Below are 21287 nucleotides of genomic sequence, written 5' to 3'. Positions count from 1 at the left end.
AGGCTAGGGCCACTACCCCGTAGTGGCCCTGATCTTTAACTAAGTAGCGTGATGGATGTCCGTGCAGTCCTCAAGAGCTACTCTTAAGAGCTATGGTCTTCCTCGGCCATCATATGGATAAGTTCCTTGAGGTCCTCCACTTGCTGCTCAAGGGCTGCGACACGATCCTCCTCACTTGCTTGCGCGGTACGCTCCTCGATCTCAGCCATCTTTTCGTTGAGCATCTCGGAGTCCATGGCGAATGCGGCACCCGCCATCATGAGAGATGATAGCGCCATGGCGCTCAGTAGCTTCAGCTTCATACGGCCTCTCCAATAAAAGTCACTGCTTGGTTGCCTCATGGTATGAGGCGCTGCGTACTTCTCGGACGACTGCTACCTGCACTTCTGAAGTGTAGTCTAGGCCACTTATTGAGCAAGGTCGCATAAAGCGTGATGTAGCGTTTCATTCTGACGCTTAACACATGCTGCGGGCGGGGCATTAGCCGGATTCGCGCGACCAAATTGCGACCAGAGAGGAGGGCGTCGAGGGACTAGGTAGTATAAGGCATTGAAACTATTGGTGCCCGGAGCCGGGCTCGAACCGGCACGGTGTTGCCACCGAGGGATTTTAAGTTCGATATGATCTAGTTTTTGGCCGCGCTTGCAATGCGGAGTCTTTTAAAATCAGTGAGTTATGTGAGTGCATTGGTGGACATATCCGCTCTCAGAGCTAGGTGCGTGCGACCAAATTGCGACCACCCGCTAACACTATGCGCCATTGGCCACCCTCTGACAGGTCGTGCTGAGTGAAGCCATGCAAAAAATTCTTCGGAAAGGGCTGCACACGCTACCCTCATCCTTTAGTCCAATAATCTGCTTAGAGGTGAACATGCAGTTACGAGTTATCCCAGCCTTGCATCCTGAGGATAACGCTTCGATGGTTTTGCTCGATGGACGCGACTTGGGCGATCAGCTCATTGAGGCAGGGCTGGCAAGGCCCGACTGACCAGGAGGCAGCAGGAGCCAGCGTTGCCAATACACATCCCCCGCTGAAGGGGCCTTCGCTAAAACAAAAATATGATCCGGTAGGATTAGTATTTTCGTACTTGGCGCTTGACATTGATCCTACTATCTTAATTAAACTTTGTTTTCTTTGCGCTAATTATGATTTAGTGTTCAGAAACGTGGAGCCTCGGCAATGCGTATGCAAGCATTGTATCGTTTGCCTCTGATATAGGGATCACGCTTGAGTAAGGACAATGAATCTGAAAGTTATGAGCTCAGTAGGCTAAAGCGAAAAGTTGAGCTCTTGAAGGTTTTGTTGACGTCGATTGAAGACATTTCTAGATCAAGTCAGTGGCATAGCGAGCATAGTCGTCGTCGTGTGGAACGCTTGGCTCACTCTGGCTCCTGTTTGGTAGAAATTCTTGACGAACTGATAGCGCAAGGGCAGCTTTCAGAGCGAAAAGAGAATCAATCGCCTGACCTAGATGGCTCAAATAGCAGTTGATCGTGGCCCTCCCACTTGCGCTTCGAAAGCCAGAATTGCTGCGGCGTTTCGAGCAGGAGTTTCTCTCCGGTGTGTCTCGATAACACGCCTTTTCTTTCCTGGCTGGTATTCGACTACCTCCCAGCTTGTTTCCCCACCCCGCCCGTGATGGTGGGGCTCAACCACTATACGGGATGAACGTGTCATCTCAGACCTCCTTAAGACTTCTTTTCTTACAGTAACAGAACGATATCTAAGGGTGTTGGTTGCGCTCGTTTGAGCAAACTATTGTAAATTTTTCGTAAACGACTGAGTAAAAAAACCTGCTCTTTTGGCCTAGACTTTGCGAGATGTTGTAAAAATTTGATATGAAGCTAGCCTGGCACCCACAATGTCACGGGGAGAGACGAAGCCATGGGCACGCAGATGCTTAGCTGCAAAGTCACGGAAGATGGGGTTGAGATGCGCTGCCTGAAGTGCAGCGCGGTTGAGGTACGAGTAAGTGGTGGGCATGTTTGGGACCGTTTCAGAGTGGTGCCGGACGGACCACGCGGAAGGTGTTTCATCATTGAGTGCAAGGCTTGTGGTCAGAAGAGTATTAGAGCCTCACTACTGCCGTAGTTAGGTGAGAGGGTTTTGCTGGCTAATTTCTTTACCTATTGGTCTGCGGACACTAGGTTTACCCTAGCGGTGATCCAGGACAAACATACCTTGGCATGTTTAATGTAACAAAGTTTTACATAAGGTCGCTTTGAGGTAAGGAGATGCTTGATGAATAGCTCGGTAAAGATATTTTCGCTAATTGCTTTGACAGCAAGTTGTTCGACCTCGGCTGAAACCCAGAGTGACAGTACAGGGGCTCCTGGAGATACATCTGGTGAGAAAAACGAGCGCCCCAACATACTCGTGATATGGGGTGACGATATCGGTTGGAGCAATCTCTCTGCTTATGAGCAGTCGGTCATGGGATACTCTACACCGAATATTGATCGCATCGGAAATGAAGGGACACTGTTTACAGATCACTACGCGCAGCCGTCATGCACCGCGGGACGTGCAGCCTTCATAACTGGACAGTATCCAATTCGGTCAGGTATGACCACCGTCGGTCAGCCTGGTGCGGCTTTGGGGTTGCAGGCAGAGTCGCCCAGCCTTGCAGAAGTGTTGAAAGCAGAAGGATATCGCACGGGCCAGTTTGGCAAGAATCATCTGGGGGATCGCAACGAACACTTACCAACTGTTCACGGTTTCGATGAGTTCTTTGGCAACTTATATCACCTCAACACACAAGAGGAAGCCGAACAGCGCGACTATCAACGTTTTGGGGAAGCTTTCTCTGGGTCGCTCGAAGCGTACGAAGAGCAATTCGGGACCCGAGGAGTACTCCACACAGTGGCAACGAATGAGTTCGATGATACTGAAATGCCTAGGTTTGGAGTGGTTGGCAAGCAGACTATTGAGGATACCGGTCCCTTGACTCGAAAGCGCATGGAAAACTTTGACGCCGAAGAGGTTATCCCGCGCGCAATAGACTTCATGGCCGATGCAAGCGATGCTGGAGATCCGTTTTTTGTTTGGTTGAATACGAGCCGGATGCATCTTTATACCCACCTCAATGATGAGTGGCGCTACGCCGCTGAAGAGTATACGTCAGAGGCCGATATTCATGGGTCAGGGATGCTCCAGCATGATCATGACGTTGGAATGGTCCTCGATTGGTTAGACGAGCAAGGGCTAACTGACAACACAATTGTTTGGTATTCCACTGACAACGGGCCTGAACATAGCTCATGGCCTCACGGTGGTACAACTCCTTTCCGCGGCGAGAAGATGACGACTTATGAGGGCGGTGTCCGAGTGCCGTCTATGATCCGCTGGCCTGGGGAGATTCCGTCGAACACAGTGTTGAACGGTATTCAAGGTCATCAGGACATGTTTACCAGCCTGGCAGCAGCTGCTGGTATAGATGACCCAGCTGATCAAGTCATGACAAACAAAAATCAATATATTGATGGTGTGAATAATTTGCCATATTGGAAGGGTGAGCGTGACCAGTCGGCCCGTGACCACATCTTTCACTACTACGAAAGTAAGCTAACCGCCATTCGCATGGGGCCATGGAAATTCCATTTCTCCACAAAGGAAGATTATTACGATAACTTGGTGCCGAGAACCGTTCCATTGGTTTTCAATTTGAGAATGGATCCCTATGAGAGCTACGATTCTTCAGACAGCTATGGACATCTGATGCAGAAGATTTCGTGGCTTATTCAGCCAATGTCCGTGCTAATGCAGGAGCACCTAGAGTCATTGGCTGAGTACCCGCCAGTGCAGGGTGGCTCTTCTTTTGACATGTCCAATGTTGTCGAAGATTTCACTTCTAAAGCTATGCAGTAACCATCGCAACAAGGAGGGAGCTCTGGCTGGCCTTAGTGGTTGGCCACGGCCCCTCAATTCCACTTCCTGCTGATCGCCTTCAGCGGCTCCGGTAGCCTTCAACTGATCCGCTGGAGGCAGGCGCTGTCCCGACTTCAGACAGCAAATAGGATGGAAGGAACGGATTCGCTGGCTTCCTGGCCACATCTGTTCTCGCTGATCACCCCTGTCTTGGCTACTATTCCCGCATGGACATTTCAATGCACCAAGTGTGGCGCTACGTCCTCTGCCTGACCGAAGAAGAGCGCGTTCGCTTCCAGAGGCAAGCTAGGCGAGACGACTATCGGGTCTTCTATGCGTCGATGGCCGGTATTGCTACAACTGTGGCTATTTTTCTATCGCAAGCTCCTTGGCATGGCGTTCAGCACCCATATCACTTTTATGCTACCTGGTGGTCAGTTCCGATCGGCTTAATCGTTGGCCTATGGACATGGCACGAAATTCGCTGGCAAGTGTATCGTCAGCGTAGAGACGTATGGTGGCCTATTCTCCAGAAGCGCTGGACAGGCAGCGACCTGACCGTCATTGCAATCGCGCCGCCGGAAACGTTCGGGGATATCATCAATCGGCGCATCGTCACCCTTACGCCCTTATCCGGCGCCGGCATAGGAGTGACGATGGGCTTCATCCTCTTGATGATGTCAGGCCCCTTGCCTCAAGAGATCGATAGCGCTGTCGCTAGGCTTGCCATATTTGCGACTCCCGCCTGGTGCGCCATCCTTGGCGCCTTGGCCGGCAAACGCTACAGGGACTCCTTCGCCAGGCGGTACTCCAGGTTAAAGTAGTCGACCTCGGCGTCCATCACTTCCTCCAATTCCTTCAACCTCTCCTGGCGCTCTACCGCAGTGAGCGACTCGTCGGCTTCGATGATGTCACGAACCTCTCGCAGAGCGGTCAGGTTCTCCTCGACATCCTTGGCCAGGTCGAACAACTCGATCATCGGTCCATACTCGACGTAATAGTTCTCGACCTCATCCAAAGTAAGGTTCTCGAACTCCTTGGCGATTTGGCCGACCTCATCGCGGCGCTCGTAAAAATGCTGGATGTCGCCATATTCGCTGACGTTGCTGGCAAAGCGGCCGGCGAACGGCACACGGTAGCGCTCGACGTCCTCGCCAGTGGTCAGACGATGAACGAAGTCGCCGGTCTTCTCGGCGAAGCCCCAGGCACCGCCACCGTAAAAGTTGACGATGTGCTGCAGAACCTCCGGGCTGATGTCGATCCCCCCACTGCGGTAATCGCTGCCACCAGTCCTCTCATTCAAGAACCGCGTGAAGCCCTGGTAGGCGTCAGGATTTGACCGGAAGGCCAGGGTGCTGTCAGGTTTCGGCGTGCCGAAGGGCAGGTTCTCCTTGTAGACTGGACGTCCCGCGAAGTCCTCGTTCACCGCCACCTGAGTGATCGAGCGGAAGAGCGTCGGGGTGATGTTCTTAGCTACGGCGTTCACCGACTCTTCAGACCCCTCGAAGCCGATCGGAGAGAAGCTGCCAAGAATGGCGAGGACAGTATCAATTGCCACCTGATCGAACGGCTTTCCGCCCCTGGCTGCGGCCTCTGCCTGGGTGCCTAGCACTGAGAAGACGTTGTAACCGTAGGGCAGCGGGATCTTCACGTAGTCCTTGTCACCGGTCATGAAGATCAGGTTCCGTTCCTTCTCGTGGGCCGGGATCTTATCCCAGAACAGTTCGCCGTCGTCGTCTTCCTCAGAGAGCGAGCGGTTGACCATGGCCAGCAGGAAAGAGCCAGCCGCCATCGCCAGGGCGGTGCGCTGCGCCGTATTCATTCGGGCCCAGACGTTGGCGCGACTGGTGTCCTCGTCCACTTCGCGCAGACCAACCATGGTCCGAGCGAAATTGCGGGTGCCCTGGACGCTGGCATTGAAGAACATGTAGAAGGCGTTAAACATCGAGCCGAGCTCGCCCCGACGGTTGAAGTTCACCGTCATGTTCTTCGCCAGGCTAGCAGCCTTCTTGCGGCTGACTCCGGCGCGCCGGGCGTTGACGTACGCCGACAGGCGTGACGCGTTTTCCACTGCGCCGTTGATGTTCTCGACGAAGTCGGCAGTCTTCTTCCTGAACACCAGCGCCGAACCAATGGTGCCGCCGCTTGCGCGCCGCATCATGGAAGAAATCTCCTTGGCCTGCCCCTGAATGTCCTTCATATCGAAGTAGCCCGTCTTGGCCCCGTCTTCCATGAACTCCTGGAAATAACGGTCCCACTGGCGAGCCTTCGGGGTCTTGCCCTGGCGGCTGGAGAGGCCACGGTAAGCCGCTGCCATGGCAGGGCGCAGATCGCGCATGGTCTGACGGACAATGCGCTTGCCGCGGATCTTGCCGTTTGCCTTGCTCTGCTCGGCCTGGAGATTGAGCAGGGCGGTCTGCACGTCACGAGCGAAGTTCGTCAGCATGAACTCCGGGTTGTAGCTGGTGACCAGACTGGCCATCAGTCGAGTCACGGCCCCCATGGCGTTTACGATCATCCCGTTCTTCTCCGGGCCGACGTTGCGCATGGCGTTCATCAGGCGCTCGTCCTTGATCTTGATGTAGAACGTGCGGCCCGCCTTCTTGGTCTTGAAGTAACGCTCGTCTCCCTCCATAGCGATCGGACGCTCTCGCACCTCGACTTTGTCACGCCCTGTGACAGGATCCTTCACGGTGACGCGGACGCGCTGGGTGTCGGGGTTGTCGTTGGTATACACCTGCCACAGGTCGGGATTCGGATTGTCGGTCACCAGCGAGAGGAGGGCATTGCCAACCTCATTCTTGCGCCGACGGATGATCGCCTGGGTGGTGTCTACGATCGCCTGAGTGGACGGTGAGTCGGCGCGTGACAGGCGACCCAGGGCGGTCTTGGACTCCTTGCCCTTGATCTCGAATCCGCGACCAATGCGAGGACGACCAGGGTCGGCCTTGTCGTCTTCAGCGAAGCCCTTCAGCGGCACGTAGTAGCGATAGCTTGCCTCCCAAGCGTCGAGGGTTTCATCCGTCTCCAGGCCACCCTCTCGGATCGCCTCGCGCTGCGTGCGGAGCATGTCGTCGACGATGCTTGCCAGGCGCTCGAACTCGGCGCGCTTGGCCCCGCTGTTGATACGATCCAGGATATCCAGGGCATCTTGCGTCTTCATGCCTGAGCCGCCGTCAGAGTAGCGAGGATCACCAGGGTTGCGCTCAGCGATGCGAGCATTGCGCTCCGGCGCGTGGCGGGCATAGAGGTACTCGTCAAGCGCCTCCTGGCTGATTCCGGACTGCGCCATCCCTTCCGCCAGGCGCTCAACATACCGCTCTCGGATCTGGCGAAGGTCGTGTTCGGCCTTGCCGTGGAAGAGCTCTTCAGCCAGGTAGACATCGTTGTCTTGGGTGACACGACCGCCATGCTTGGTGATCGCCTCCTGGAGCTTGTTCAGCGGGCGCATCTTGTCGGTCAGGACACGAAGCGCTTTACCCACCAGGGCTTCGTCGGGCAGCGAGAAGTTGGTGCTATCGTTGTCGCTGTAGGCGCCAACAGGACTGGGCGATGGCGCCATGGCGTAGCGCTGGGCCTGATTGACAATGTCATCTGGCGTGAGTACGCTTTTGTCAAAGCCTCGAGATGGAGCTCCCTCACCTGGCAATTGGAGCCGGGAGGACTGGAGCCACTCGGGGCTTTTCCTTGTATTGACGTACCGCACCCGTCCTTCCTCGATGCCCCTCTCCACGAATCGTTGCGCACCGTCCTTGCCATAGACACTGGCGACTCGGTTGACGTGAATGTATTGCTGACGTTTGTTGAGGTGGATCGGCACCAGTACCGCCTTGCCTTTTGCGTCAACGGCATTAACCAGCACCACCAGAGCATCCTGACTTGTTCGAGAGTCGAGGATCGCCACCGGATCATGAAGCAGCTCCGGCAATCGCTGAATCGTCTCCATCGAGACATGATGCTTGGCGCTGGTGGCCTTGTTCACAACGTCACGAGTGATCGATATGGGCAGGTCAGGCGCCCCCAGGCTCGCCAGTACCGGCGGCGTGCGCCCCATCCGAATCGGAGACACCTTAGAATGCTTGCTACTCATCGCCTTGTTCAGGTCACGGCGATAGATTTCAGCCTCATGTCGGATGGGAGTGAGAAGCGGGTTTTCTGTTTTCCGCTTGCTGTAGCGCGTGATCGTGCGCTTAGCCTGTGCAGAATTACGTTCGGCCTGTTGGCGGCGAAGATGGTCTCGCGATTTTTCGCCCAGCGCCAACACGTCACCATAGGTCCAGGCGATGCTGGGAAATAGACGACGCAGTAGTTCGCGGAGCTTAGCAACTGCACGTTGCCACGCTTTGGGGCGGTATCCTTTCTCCAGTAGATGGGCCACCATCTCCTCGCCGATGGTGATGCGGTCTTCACGCTTCGCCGGGTCGAGAAAAGGATAGTCACGACGCACTTCTTCCAGAGCCTCGCGTCCACGCCTACTCTTTGGCAGGGAGTGGTAGAGCGAGAGCATAGAGGGTGCGAGCTCTTCTCCGAGTACAGCGCGGATTCCCTTGTGACCGACTGCCTCGTGCACGGCGGTTTGCACGCCTTCCTTTATGCTTCCGACGTTGTCAGCGATGACGTATAGATCACCACCAATGTACATACCGCGAACATCAGCTGGGTCGATGCCACGTAGCGCCATACCGACCAAGGCTGACGGCGGTAGTTCTTGCGTCGCCTGGATCACTCGGGTGTCAGACAGTTCTTTGACGCCTTCAAGCGCTGCAGCGATGTCTTTGGCTTGAGTGATGGCGGGCCCATTAGTGGCGGCCGTGGCGCGCGCATTGGCGGGCCCCGGGGCGCCAGCCATTTCCAAACCGTTGTAGACCACCACAACTTCGCTGTCTGGCACGTCTTGGGTCTCGGCAGGAGAAGTGTCTCTGCGCTCGACCTCCGACATACCCTGACGAGCCTGCACGTTTCGCGCTTCAGTCTCGCCGTAGAGGCGTTGGTAATAGCGATAGGCGCCGCGCTCATTGCCTTCGCTGAGCTTCTTGCGGAGCTCGTTGAGCCCGATCTCATCAGCGCGCTGCTGAATGCGTTGCTGAACCTGATCTGAAGTGAGTTCCCCGGCCTTGTATTGTTCCAAGACCTCACGAGCAAAGTCACCAGATTCGCGGGTCAGCTCTTGAATCTTGTTGCGAAGCCACTGTTCCCGGCGGGGTGGTAATCGATAGTTCTCCGGACTGCCACCGGATGCAAAGCCTTCGATATGTTGGATGCCGTGCTGGACCTCGTGGAGTAGCGTGCTGAATTGCTCCATCGGATCAAGTTCAGCATTCAGCGTGATCTCTCGGCGCTTCGGTACGTAGCGACCACGCTTACGCCCCATGCCTATGACCGACACTACGCTTACATCTCGCAGCATGGGATAGGCGGCAAACAGCCGAGGGTGATCGATCACCTCTTCCAGTGGCTTAGTCCACTGGGTTCCTGCTGACTTATCTACGAAGGGCAGGAAGCGTGCATCACTGTCGTCGATTTCAAAGCGCCACTTGCCGTCTACGCCCTCAAACCATCCGGTCTCTTGGCGTATGGCCTCAGGGTCTTGGCCGTTCTCAAGCATGCGCTGTGCGCGCTCGAGTGCATGAAGATCAGCATTACTGGCGCGCGAACCAGCAAAGGAAAACAGAGGATTCTGGCCCCGGGATACAGCCTGATCGGCGGGAAGATCGCTGCCGGCCAGGACGAAATCGTCAATGTCGCGGTCGGCCTGGGCACGCTGCTGCTCCTGGCGACGAGCATCGGTATCGGCTTGTTCTGCCTGTTGCTGCGCCTGCTCGCGATCTACTTCGACGTCTTGCTGGTCTGTTTCAGACTCTGCGGCAGCTTCAGCTTGTCGCTCTCCGGTAACGCCTCGTTGGCGTCGTTTAGTGCCTGACGAAACATCCCCTTGCGGTGATCGTTTTTCGGGACGCGCAACTGAATCTTCGTCTTGGTCGCGCGCGCCTTCGGTGTCGCCAGCGCGGTCTGAACCCGTGTTCGCCTGAGTGCCCATGCCGGCGCTGTCGCGATTAACCACCTCGCCGACTGGCAGGGTGGTGTCGGCGTCGCGGATCCACTCCTTGAACTGCTGCGGTGTGAGCTCAGTGACGGCGTCAATGCCGTTCCAGCCCTTGGGGTAGTTGCCCTGGTAGCCTCGACGGGCCTCGGTTTCGTTGCGGAAGCCCATCATCACTTTGTGCTCGTCGAAGTTGCCGTCTCGGTCGACCTGGTCGACGACGTAGACCTTCGGGCTGTCCAGGTTCTCGCCGATGAAGACATCGATGTTGTCACCATCAGCGCCCTTGGTGCCCTTGATGTCGCCATAGTGGTGCGCCAGGGTAGATTCCCAGGCTGTGCCGTCCGCGTCTTTGCCGCGCCGAGTGGATCCACGCGGGTTCTCGATGGCGATGTCGACGCCGTTGAAGTTCACGCGGCCCTTGCGGTAGTTGCCAGCCTCGGCCTGCGCCGGCGTCGGATTGACGTCGGTCTCTTGGGCGGCACGGTCGAGCTGATCCTGGACGTAGCGAGGATCGCTGGAGGAGGGCATGTCCAGGCCAGTGTTGGCGTTGCCGCGGCGCCTAGCGGGGCCTTCGCCGTAAACGATGCCGGCGTCATCCAGCAGGGGCTGGTCGGATTGCGCCCGAGCCTGGAGATCTTGGTCAGCCTTGCGCCGCGCCGCTGCCTGGCGCTGGAGCTCTTCGTCGCGGCGAACCTTCCTGGCGGGAGCCTCGTATTCGGTGCGGTCGACGGCCGGCCCTTCGGCGTAGATGACATCATCGGGAGCGTTAAGGCGACGCCCATCCATACCCAGGAGCCCAACAGGCCTGTCGGATTCATACTCGCCAGTGGCGCGGGCGGGGCTCTCGGTGGTGCCGGGTCGATCCAGGTCGCGACGCAGACTGATTGCCTGGCGATCAGCCTGGCTCAGCAGGCGCTCTGCCTCGTCAGCGCGCCCAGCCTCGAATGCCTGGCGCGCGCGCCGCAGCAGCTGATCAGCGGTGCGGGTGCGCGTCTCTGCCTGGTAGCCAGAGCGTCGAGCGGCACGACCAAGGTCGGCCAGTCCGTCCTGGGCGATCTGGATCCGGTTGCCGATATCGGACTGGGCACGATTGACGGCCGGCTCGACTTCCGGGGCTTCGTCCCGGGAAGCCTCCGGCTCTGCCTTTGGATCCATCTGGGGTTCAGACTGAGTATCGGCCTGGGACTGGGGACCACCACGCATCATGACCAGCGCGGACTGCAGGCGATCTGCCGCCTGGGTGGACAGGGACCGGGCTGCCTCCATGGATTCCTGGCTGCCGGACTGAGCGGCCAGCGTCTCCTGCTCGAAGGCCTCGCCAGCAACACGGCGGGCCTGCTCGAGCTCAATCACCGCTTCGTCCATGCCGAGGTCTTCAGCGCGCGCGCGGAGCTCCTTGTAGGCGTCGCCATCGATCAGGCTGTCCCGCCGCTCGCGGCCGGCGTCGTCCAGGTCGCGACGGTTCGACCGCAGAAGATCCAGGTCGCTGGTGACACGATCGACGACGTCGGCATCAGCGACGTCGGGCGCGGATTCTGGTGCGGCCTCAGCTGAAGGGGTAGCCCCAGGCGCCTCGTCTTGAGGCAGGGCTGGGGGACCACCCCCTGCGAGACCAAGCCCGCCACCCATGACGCCACCGATCGCGGCGCCGCCTGCCATGGCGTTGGGCACGTCGTCGAAGGTGCCGACTGAGTCGTCCACAACGCCGAGCGCGCGGTTCTTGGCGATCTGCTGTCCACCTTCCTGCGGAGCCTCTTCAAGCAAACCCTCGGCGACCCCGCCTCGGAGCATGGCGGCAAACCTGCCGGAGCCGCCCTCAGTGAGCAGCTTGGCCAGAAACCGGTCGCCAGCGCCACCAAAGGCGCCGGTGATCGCGCCGGCCACCATGAAGGTCTGGCTCTGGAGATCCTCAGTGATCGTCTTTTTCGCTTCGTCGAAGGTCTTGCCCTCGAGCATCAGCATCTGAATGGCATCGGATTCGCGAAGCATCTCGTCCGGCATCGACTCGATGGCTTCCCGCACATCACGCGACGCAGCAGCACCGCCCAGAGCACCTTCGGACAGCGCGCCGGCCGCGGTGGCCGTTCTTGCCGCAGAGGCCGCCGCCTGAGCGCGGGTGGCTCCTCGGGCCAGGCGATAGCCATAGGCTGCCTTTGCCAGCAGGGTGGACGGTGCCATGGTCGCCGCCATCTCAGGCAGGGATTCGGTGATGCCCGCGAAGTAGGTGCGCGGATCCTTCCAGGCCGGGCCGAGCTGGTAGTTGCCGTCCTCGTCCTCGGTGATGAACTGCTTCTGCTGGGCAGCCTGGGTGGCATCGGTGATCTGGCTCTCGTTGTGCTCGATGCGGTCGGAGAGAAGATCCTCGCTCGACTTTCCGTTCAAGAACTCGTCAACGCGGTCTAGCGCGTTGACCACGTTCTCGCCAAGCACCTGGCGTGTTGCCTCCCGGAAGTTGAGCGCCATCTTGTCTGCGCCAATCGCCAGAAGGTTCCCTGCGTCGGTAAGCAGGTTGCTGTCAGCGTTCGCCTTGGATACATCGATGTTGACGCCGGTGTCCTGCTGCGGGTTCTGCACCCCTTCAGCCTTCCAGGCAGCCTCCCAGGCAGCGTTTCTCTCCTCCTCTGAGTGGTTGGGCATGGCAAGGCCGGACGGACGCTGCTGGCCGCCCTGTGGGCGCTGCGGTTGATCCTGCTGCTGGGACTCGGCAGGGAGCTGCTCCTCGGGCATGGCGAGCCCACCTTGACCACCGATATCGCCAGCGGTCTGGGAATAGAACTTCTCGCGGACCTCGCCGCGTAGCGCCTCAGGCGTCGCCGGCTCGACCACCTTCGAGAAGAACTGATCTCTCACCTGCTGGCGAACCTCGGGGGTTGCCCTCTGGAAGGATTCGTCTGCGGCAACATCAGACCATTTGGGGGAGGCGTTTTGGCTAGCGGCGTTCACACGCGGCTCCTTTTTGATCAGAGGAACTTGCTAAGGATATCGTCTGCCGTGGCTGGCGATTCCTCGCTGGCGGCCTGTGGGCTTTCCTGGCCGGGCCCGGAGGGCTGGGGTGATCCCTGGGGCGCTGAACTGGACGAACTACCAAACAGCGAAGAGGCGACATTATCCCGCCGCGCGCGTAGCTGTTGCCGCTCGGTCTCAAGAGCTTGGCGATCTTCTTCGGACATCTGAGAGAGCGCCACACGGTCCCCAAGGGTGTCGCCTATCTCTTCAAGGCGCCCCTCGATGTACCGGATCTCGTCCTGGCCGCGCTCATAACCATCGTCGCCGCGATTCTTGAGCATCTCCCAAGCACTTGCCTTGTCCGGGGCGATGCCATTGGCAACCAAGAATTCGATGTCTTTCTGGGTGGCAGTGGGGCGGTTGTAGTAGGACGAGCCACTGCTGCGAGGACGGCGGCCCAACAGACTGCGCATCTCGCCGGTCCTGGTGTTGCGCTGGAAGATGGATCCATCCGGCCCTTCGACCTGCTCCCAGGATTCGCTCGGTTCGCCGCGCAGCACCTGCAGAAGCCTGCTTGCCTGATCCTGGGCCTGGGGCGTGGAGAAGGCCTTGCGCAGGGCGCCGATGCCTTGGGTGGCCTCAATCAGCCGGCCGACTGAAACGTTCATGACGATGTCGTCGTCGCCACCAGGCTCTCGACCCTGAGTCATCGGCGCCCGGTAGGCTTGGCCATCTTCGCCCACCACTTCGAGCTCGAACGTCAAGCTCTCGCCATCCGGGCCTGGGAGAGCCGCCACGATGCGCTTCTGGCCGCCTCCGCCCTTGTTGATGTCAGCAGCGAAAAGCTGATTGAGCGCCTCGATGCTTTCAGGCTGATTCAGGCTCGCAGGATTGCTCGGATCTATAACGGCCTGAGCCTGGGCCAGTGCCGCGTCGCTTGCGGGGTCAAAGGCCGCATGAAACCTCGGGTATTTTTGCAGGACGGCTAGCTCGTCCTCAGACACGTCCATGCCCTGGGCGATCTTGCCCAGTGTGAACTGGATGGTCTGAAGATCTTTCTCTTCTGCACGCTCTTTCCCTGCAGCCTCAGCTTGATCCTTCTGCCACTGAAACCGCTCTTCAGCTCGACGGTCCTGCTGGTCCGCACGCTGTTGCTGATCCTTGCGAGCCTGGTGCCGGTCCATCACTTCGAAGCCGCGAAGGAAGCCGTCACTGAAGCCCCGTGTATCAAGTCCTGCCATGACAGCCTCCTTACATCAGTTCGCCGGAGAGATAGCCGACGCCGGCGCCGATCAGCGCGCCCACGGGGCCACCGTAAGAAGCACCGACTACGGCACCGGTGGCGGTAGCGCTCATCGTCTGCGTCTTCTTGGCTTGCTCTTGCTGATCCTCGAGGGCGGCAGCCTGGCGCTGCTGATTGGAGATGTCTTGAAGGCCTTGCATGGCCTCGCCTTCAAGCTGACCTCGAAGGCCGAGTAGTCCGTAAGACATGGTGAGTCACCTCCCGGTGAGTCGTTATCGGGGATCAGTTGTTCAGTACCTGATCGGGGACGTTGGAAAGGCCCAGGCCGCCAGCCAGGATGGCGCTCTGGCGATCCTGGGCGGAGATGCGGGCCTGGTTGCCCGCGGTGACGGTATCGGCCACGCGCGACAAGTTCGACACGCGATCGTTGGCCGCCTTCTGGGCGGCTGTTTGATCAACGCCATACGCTTGGCGGCGCTGCTCCTCAGATTGCTCTGCAACGTCGTAAGCGAGACCCATGGCGTTCTGTGCGTTCTCTGCGGCCTGGCTCGCGGCCTGGGGATCGTCAGCGATGTCCGCCAGTGCAGAGATGTAGGGGGCAAAGCGGTTGCGCCAGTCGTCCCACTGGGCGCGGTTGATCTGGCCCAGCAGTTCGGATGCACCCTGGTCGCCTCGGAAGGCCTGGGTAGGGCTCACGGTGATCTGTGAGGTTTCACTGTCCGGCACAGACACCGACGCCAGTCTGGTCGTGAAGTCGACAGCCATTAACTAGCTCCTGGTTATCCGTAGAGATCGAGGCCGACACCAGGCTGGTGGCCGGGCGTTGTTGTGCCACCGGTGGGGGCGCTGTTGGCATTCATGCCATATGAGGTTGCAGCCCCCGCCGCCTGGCCGAGTAGCTGCAGGTTGGCGCTGCGGCGGTTGAACTCGTTCACCGACTCGTTGCGCGCGTCGGTGGCCGCCTGATCGGCAAGGCCTGCCAGGCCGTTCTGTGCCTGGGTGGCTTCGCCCTGGCCCATAGCGATGATGTTCTGGTAGCCCTTGATCTGCTCGCTCTCCTGGGAGAACTGAGCTCGGCCAAGGGTCTCGCCACCGGTGCTGGCCGAATCCAGTGCCAGGCCGTGCGCCTCGGTCTGAAAGCGGCCGCTGCTCGGGTCGATGCCAGCTCGCGTCAGAGTGTCAGTCGCCTGCTGATTGAGCCCGCTCTCCGCCTGCTGCTGGCCCTGCATGGCGCGGCCAGCAATGTAGCTCATCGAGCCAGGACTGGTGAGCTCGCCCACGCTTTCCAGGTAGGCGTCCTCAAGCGGCGCCAGTTCTTGCTGCGCGAAATTCCATTTCTCGGCAGCTACCGCCGCTAGCTGACGCTGCTCGGGAGTATCTTCAATGTCGTTGTCGCCGCCACCGCCGGTGCTCATGCGCAACCTCCAGTCAATGCGTGTTGGGAATCGAGCCCCCTGATGTAGTCATGCAAGGAGTCCTCGTGGACATGGCGGCGGACCTCAGCCGCCACCTGGTTCATCCATTGTTCGCCGCCCACGAGATAGGCCATCTGGCACAACACGCCGGCCAACTGGTCCCGCAGGACGAAAGCGAGGTGGCGACCGTGAGCATCTCCGTCACGCTCCAGGGATACGCTCACTTGCCAGTCGGTTAGGGCGCTGGCCAGCAGCGGGCGAAGGTATATCTCGTTGGCGCGATAGAAAGGGTTGGCGGGAAGCTCGACGATGGTCATCCAGAACGCCGAGATAACGTCGCCATCGGACACTGGACGATCCTTGTCGATCAGATCGTCCAGTGTCTGGGATACCCGGGAGATGGTCTTGAAGGCAGCAATGGCCGCTGCGTCCTCGCGGAGGACATAGCGCAGGAACTGATGTTCGTCGGGGCGTGGCATAGCGCACCTCACGGTGGGCGAATTGCCGACCATTGTAGCAGAAGGGCTACCTCAGCCCTGACAGTGCCCGCTGCATCTCGCGCACAGTTCCGGCATCACGGATCACCGCCTTTGCTTTGATTCGGGCGGCCTCGGCCAGAGCCTCTGTCTTCTCCGCTTCGCGGCGGGCATCTAGGACGGTATCGATGATCTGCTGCAGCGGCGCCCCGAGAGCCTCCGCCTCAGCGTGCAGGAAGGGCCCGCCTCCGGCCAGAGCCTCCTGGTGCTTCTGTTCTCGCCTGGCGCGCACGGTGGGCTCGACGTCTACCTGGGCGGCGACACGGTCCACCTCTGCCAGGTAGTGCTCGCGCGCGCGCTCAATATCGGGGAACTTGCGGATGGTGGCCCTATTCATCGATCGCGACCTCCTCGATCCAGGTCTGATATTCGGTGCCAGCATCAATGATGACGAAGCCATAGCTGGGCAGCTCGGTATCGAACACCACACCATCATCGTCTGCGATCAGTTCTGTGCCGTGGGCATTGACCACCGATCCCACCGGAATGTTGGTGATGGTCATCTCCATGTTGGCTACCTGGACGTTCGGCTCCAGTGCCCGCCGAGGGAGGATTTGCGCGTTTTCGATATCAACGTAATGGGTGTCGTCAGCCACAACGCCGACCTCAAAGCACAAGACGGCCGCCTCGCCGTCGCCAACTTGAAAGCCTGCCTGATCGGTAGGGCAATTGATGACTCGGTCTATCCTTCCGGTGCCCTCGTCATAGATTGCATAGTCGTAAGTGTCGTGGCTCATCTCAATGTACCCATCATGGTCAGGCTGCGGTTGCGGTGTCCAATCTGCGTCTTTGAGTCACCAAAGCCGTCGATGGTGGGCCTGTTGGCTCTAATCTGGACGGTGATAGCTCGATCCGAACTTGACCCGCCAAGCTTGAACGTTGTTGAGAATGGCGTCCTTGCGTTGGCTTCAGCAGCTTCCGCATAGAACAGGTGTTGCGACCCATTCACTAGAACACGGATGTCCACTGAAGAAGGGTGGTCCATGTATGCCCCGATCACGAGACCTGCCGAGAATGTCACGATGACGGGCTGCCCCTCAGAATTGATGGTCCCGCTGATCATGGTGTACCAGCGCTGGTCTGGGACGCTGCTGTGAACTGTCAGGCCGCTGCTGATCACTGACACTGGAATGATGACGGCGTTGCCCTTGATCTGCAGCGTGTCGACGTAGGCGTCAGCGGTGGATATCTGGTTCCCCCAGATCAGCGTCGAGCCCGGCCTTGTCCACTGATTGACCCGTGAGTTCGCTGCGTTCCCATTATTGGCTCGATCGCGAACTGTTGACGCGCTCGTGCCGGCTACACGGCTAGTGTCATAGGCTGTGTGCGTGGACGTCTTATCGGCATCAGAAGGGGGTTTAGACCCGCCAATGCGGCTGTAGTCAATGTCGATGCCTCCGCCGAATTCAGCGAAGCCGTTAGGGTGAAGCATCCAGCCTGATTGCCCTGGGACGTAGTTGTTCGACTGCGCGACGCCGTAGAACGTCGCAGCCTCGGCCACGCTTAGGTTATCAGCATCGATCGCGTCGGCGCGGATCAGGCCGGAGACGGTGGTGATCGGGGTGCCGTCGTTCTTCTCAATCTTGCCGATCGTGATCGGACCCAGCTGGCCCTCCTGGATCGAGCCATCGCGGATGATGGCGGTATCGAGCACCACGGTAGGCTTGCCGTTGACGGTGGCCACCACCAGCGGGTAGACCCACTCCTCCTCATTGGCGCCAAAGCGCACCGCGAATCGGTTGGCGTGCAGGATCAGGGTCTCATCGGGGCTGCCGATGTCAGACGGCTCATCGGCTAGGTTCTCCGCCAGGGTCTCCAGCAGCACCTGAACATCGATCAGCGGCGCCGCATAGGTGCCGTCGCCATCGTTGGGCGGGCCCTCGACGCCGGCAGTCGACGTGAAGGTGATCCAGTAGTAGTAGCCAACCGACATGCCTACCAGCACGTCATTGCGGACAATGTCGCTGTAGAGCATGCCCGAGTCACGACCGACCAGCTCAGCATTGGCAAAATTGTCGTCGACGCTGCGGTAGATGTTCGTATAGGCGTGGTTGCCGTAGGCGTCGCCCGGGTTGTCCCAAGTCAGGGTCACCATGCCGTAGAAACCGCCCACCGCATGAAAGCCGGTAGGCGCTGGTGGCACGGTCATATCGGGAGCTGGAATATTTACACCAGGGATGAGGCTCCCTGGCTGCCCTGGGCGCGCACCGTTGCGAAGCGCAGCGAGGCCGCTATCTAGAAGATCTCGATAGGTTAGCTTTTGATCCAGCGGGTTGCCGCGCACCCCCTCGCCAGTCTCGATGATCTCTGTCATGGCCGAGATCAGTGGCCTAAGCTCGCTCGGCACCTTAGGGGATACCGGCGGCAACGTCTTGCGACGGTTGGTGGTCATGGGCACCTCACGGTGAGCCGGTCTAAACGATCTCTGACGGGGTGGTGGCCACCTGGACGGAAGCAACGTCGACGCTGCCCTCGAGCTCCACCTCCCAGTCGCGGGAGAGAGTATACCCAGGGGGCAGGCGGAAGAGATTCGCGTCATCCACCTGGATGTCAGCGGCGAGCTCGCCGTCAGCGTAGAGGCGCAAGGTTACCGGGTAGCCATAGGCGACGACCTTGGCGCAGGAAAACGAGCCGTCACCAGGCGGCACCTCGTGGATCCTCGAGCGCCAGGTATAGGTCATCGGGGATCCCTGGCCCCAGGCCTTCACGTCATTGCCCTGGGTGACGTAGAGCGTGTCGCCGGCGATGTCGTAGTAGCCGGAATCGGCCTCGATGTTGAAGAACTCGAATCCTTGGCCAGGCGTGAACACAAAGCAGCCGCCATCGTAGAAGGCGACATAGCGCTCCTCGTAGCGGTAGGCGTGGATAGTTTTCGGGCCCAGGGCGCGCCACTGGTCGCGTGTCATCGAGTCCAGAGTGATCACCCGGGCGTCAGAGCCACCCACCGCCACCAGGCCGTCGTTGCCGGCGTAGATGGCATAGTCGCCCATGTCGACCATCGATCGCTTGGAGAGGCAGGGCTGATCGACGTCGAGCTCCATCGGCGCCATGGCGGCAGGGGAGGAACCCGTCACCAGGATCGGCTTGCCGTTGGTCCCCACGACCAGGCCAGCGGCAGTGCTGGAGATCGCCACGATGTCGCTGCTGAGGCCGAGCTGGTAGCCCACCGGCCAGGCGTGCGGCAGATAGGCCTCGGAGAAGCACAGCGAGTTCTCGAAGAATCCGGCGAAGATCCCGCCAGGCAGCGCCGTCAGACCGCGCATGCGGTCGTCAGGACGGTCCCACTCGGCAGACGGAATCACCAGGCCAAGCTGGTCGCTGGTGATGGTGTCGGTGTAGTTACTGGTCGAGGCGGAGACGTCGTCCACGAACTGGAACGAGCCACCGGACTCGACCCGGTAGATCCGCTTGGTGACGATGTTCTGCGCGCCACTGGGAAGACCTGGGAGTGTCAGTACAATACCGCCACCTGCGGGCGCACCGCTCACTTGGTCCCACCTCAGCAATGTGTTGCTCGCTGGGCTGGGCGGGCTCTCCTCGCCATAGTTGGTGATAAGGGTCACCACGTAGGCGGTCTCTAGCGCAGTTGCCGGGTAATCGCCAACAGAAGGGCGGCCGGACTGCGGAGTGGCGATCGGCGTCCCTGTAGGCGCTGGAACGCCCATGCGATAGCTGGTGCTGGGGTAGGGCTCCTGTCCGCTGGTCACTAGATCGATGCCGCCCATCTTGGGCGCGCCGTCACCGGTCCAGTAGACTCTGTTCCAGCTGTCGTCTGCCAGCGGAGATCGCTCGATGTCGACGTCCTTGCCGCTACCCCACACAAACCAAAAGCCGGCGCCGCCATTGCCATTTGGATATCGGTAGAGTGACGTAGGCCTGAAAACAGGAGGAAGACCGCTGACTTGCCCCAGGCCTTTCTCGGCGCTGAGGCGGCCGCGGCGCAGAAAGGTGTTGCGAGAGATCTGGCCGTTATTTTCCGGGAGGAGTCGGCCATCCAGGAGCGGCACTTCGCCGCGAAATGCGGAGTGGGCAAGCTTCACAGCTTTCCTCCTTCAAGGGGGGGTCACTCGATTGATTGAGCGATGCGAAAGATATCGTCCACGGAGTCATCGCTCAGGCCAAGAAGCGGATGTCCTTGTAGCGCACTGATCAATGGACTGTTACGAACGAAGTGCCCTGAGTACTCCCAAGCCAGCTTGACCTCTCGAGGGGTCGTCTCGTCTGCCATGATGGCTTCCACCTCGTCTAGCAGCTCTACGCGCAGCAAAGCGGCTTTTGCCTGATAGGGTGTTACTCGGGCGTTTGCGCGCCAGTTTTCCAGAGCTTCTTGCTCGAGCGCTGCTTTCTTCTTGATAACTACTGTCATCTCAGTTCTCCTTATGCCCAGTCGCCGTATGCGTGAAGAGACGCCCAGCAGCTAGAGCCATCGTTATCTCCGCCCACAATTTGCACATCAGGCAGGTAAGTAGTGTTAAGAGCGAGAGTGTTTGTTCTGACAGACCAGGGGCTACCTGCACCTGAGCCGCCAGCGTTTTTACCAAGAGATATCCCAGACGGCCTCACATAAGATGCAAAGCTGACTGGATAAAACCAGTTGTTGGTCTCTGTTCTATAGGGGTTTGACGCCGTCCCATCACCGAATCCTCCCAGGTTCTGGAACTGGATTAGCCCCCAGCATTCTTGCGTCCCATCAGCGGTTCTTCTCCAATATCCGTCTGAGTTGCTACCGGACTCCACAACTGGGCTGCCTGCCACAGACGGCATTGCTGCGCTTGCTAGCCCCGGTGTGGTAATGCCTGTAGACCCGCTTATCTGTACGGCCATGATGACTCCTTATGCGACAAAGGAACCGGATTTGAGGGGGTTGACCCACCCTTGGCGAGTTTTCGCCTTAGGCTGCCCGTCCCAGTCAATCGCAGGGTTGAATTCCACATTGATGCCGTCGGGGTCGTAGTCCCCTGCGTCCATCCAGCCGCTCTCGGACCAATGGCCAGGACCCACGGCCTGAACCAGCACAAGCTCCAGCGTGCCGTCCTCCAGCCGAGTGGCCTTCCGGATCGGCGCCACCCCGCCCATAAGCTCGACGGTAACCTGATCACCTGGTTCCAGAGGCCCAAAATCGTACTCTTTGGATCCCCCGTCCAGGTGCGCTGTTACCACGTCGCCCGCGAAGGTGTAGTAATCGGGTGCTACCGCTACCGCCAGAACTTGAACTTTCATTGGGTGTCTCCCTTACT

Annotated in this window: 15 protein-coding genes; 2 read left to right on the top strand and 13 right to left on the bottom strand. The window is 59.3% G+C overall.

Annotation, left to right across the window (positions count from 1 at the left end; translation table 11 throughout):
• Positions 1 to 83: 83 nt before the first annotated feature.
• Positions 84 to 302, bottom strand: a complete 219-nt coding sequence (locus KUV45_RS15995; protein WP_206944555.1) for a hypothetical protein — start codon at positions 300 to 302, stop codon at positions 84 to 86.
• 1939 nt (positions 303 to 2241) lie between these two features.
• On the opposite strand from KUV45_RS15995, the gene KUV45_RS15990 reads away from it, so the two are divergent.
• Entirely contained in the window at positions 2242 to 3867 is a 1626-nt protein-coding gene (locus tag KUV45_RS15990) for an arylsulfatase (RefSeq protein ID WP_222163323.1), read from the top strand.
• A 239-nt stretch (positions 3868 to 4106) separates the two neighbouring features.
• Complete coding sequence (locus tag KUV45_RS15985; protein WP_222163322.1) at positions 4107 to 4691, top strand: hypothetical protein; 585 nt, start codon at positions 4107 to 4109, stop codon at positions 4689 to 4691.
• Here the strand turns inward: KUV45_RS15985 and KUV45_RS15980 are convergent.
• The 12 genes from KUV45_RS15980 to KUV45_RS15925 all read right to left on the bottom strand — a co-directional run bounded on the left by KUV45_RS15980 (position 4649) and on the right by KUV45_RS15925 (position 21270).
• Positions 4649 to 12853, bottom strand: a complete 8205-nt coding sequence (locus KUV45_RS15980; RefSeq protein ID WP_222163321.1) for an LPD38 domain-containing protein — start codon at positions 12851 to 12853, stop codon at positions 4649 to 4651. The two genes, KUV45_RS15985 and KUV45_RS15980, sit on opposite strands and share 43 nt — an antisense overlap.
• Before the next feature lie 17 nt (positions 12854 to 12870).
• Positions 12871 to 14097: a hypothetical protein gene (locus tag KUV45_RS15975; protein WP_222163320.1), complete on the bottom strand. Its 1227-nt coding sequence runs from the start codon at positions 14095 to 14097 to the stop codon at positions 12871 to 12873.
• Positions 14098 to 14107: 10 nt separating this feature from the next.
• Positions 14108 to 14347: a YMGG-like glycine zipper-containing protein gene (locus KUV45_RS15970; RefSeq protein ID WP_222163319.1), complete on the bottom strand. Its 240-nt coding sequence runs from the start codon at positions 14345 to 14347 to the stop codon at positions 14108 to 14110.
• A 34-nt stretch (positions 14348 to 14381) separates the two neighbouring features.
• Entirely contained in the window at positions 14382 to 14864 is a 483-nt protein-coding gene (locus tag KUV45_RS15965; RefSeq protein ID WP_222163318.1) for a hypothetical protein, read from the bottom strand.
• Between the two features lie 14 nt (positions 14865 to 14878).
• Positions 14879 to 15514 carry a hypothetical protein gene (locus KUV45_RS15960; protein WP_222163317.1) on the bottom strand — a complete coding sequence of 212 codons (636 nt, stop codon included), beginning with the start codon at positions 15512 to 15514 and terminating at the stop codon, positions 14879 to 14881.
• Entirely contained in the window at positions 15511 to 15993 is a 483-nt protein-coding gene (locus KUV45_RS15955; RefSeq protein WP_222163316.1) for a hypothetical protein, read from the bottom strand. The genes KUV45_RS15960 and KUV45_RS15955 overlap by 4 nt, the downstream gene beginning before the upstream one ends.
• 46 nt (positions 15994 to 16039) lie before the next feature.
• On the bottom strand, positions 16040 to 16387 hold the full coding sequence (locus tag KUV45_RS15950; protein ID WP_222163315.1) for a hypothetical protein: 348 nt from the start codon (positions 16385 to 16387) through the stop codon (positions 16040 to 16042).
• Positions 16380 to 16787: a hypothetical protein gene (locus KUV45_RS15945; protein ID WP_222163314.1), complete on the bottom strand. Its 408-nt coding sequence runs from the start codon at positions 16785 to 16787 to the stop codon at positions 16380 to 16382. The genes KUV45_RS15950 and KUV45_RS15945 overlap by 8 nt, the downstream gene beginning before the upstream one ends.
• Positions 16784 to 18442 carry a hypothetical protein gene (locus tag KUV45_RS15940; protein ID WP_222163313.1) on the bottom strand — a complete coding sequence of 553 codons (1659 nt, stop codon included), beginning with the start codon at positions 18440 to 18442 and terminating at the stop codon, positions 16784 to 16786. Before KUV45_RS15940 ends, KUV45_RS15945 begins: the two co-directional genes overlap by 4 nt.
• Before the next feature lie 22 nt (positions 18443 to 18464).
• Complete coding sequence (locus KUV45_RS15935; protein ID WP_222163312.1) at positions 18465 to 20090, bottom strand: hypothetical protein; 1626 nt, start codon at positions 20088 to 20090, stop codon at positions 18465 to 18467.
• Between the two features lie 23 nt (positions 20091 to 20113).
• Positions 20114 to 20416, bottom strand: a complete 303-nt coding sequence (locus KUV45_RS15930) for a hypothetical protein (RefSeq protein WP_222163311.1) — start codon at positions 20414 to 20416, stop codon at positions 20114 to 20116.
• Positions 20417 to 20883: 467 nt separating this feature from the next.
• Positions 20884 to 21270, bottom strand: coding sequence for a hypothetical protein (locus tag KUV45_RS15925; RefSeq protein ID WP_222163310.1), 387 nt, complete (start codon positions 21268 to 21270; stop codon positions 20884 to 20886).
• Positions 21271 to 21287: the final 17 nt, after the last annotated feature.

It is taken from the genome of Halomonas sp. DP3Y7-2, from assembly GCF_019800795.1.
Classification (GTDB): Bacteria; Pseudomonadota; Gammaproteobacteria; order Pseudomonadales; family Halomonadaceae; genus Halomonas; species Halomonas litopenaei_A.
The sequence above is the reverse complement of the archived record's forward strand: the minus strand, read 5'-3'. Positions and strand labels throughout refer to the sequence as shown.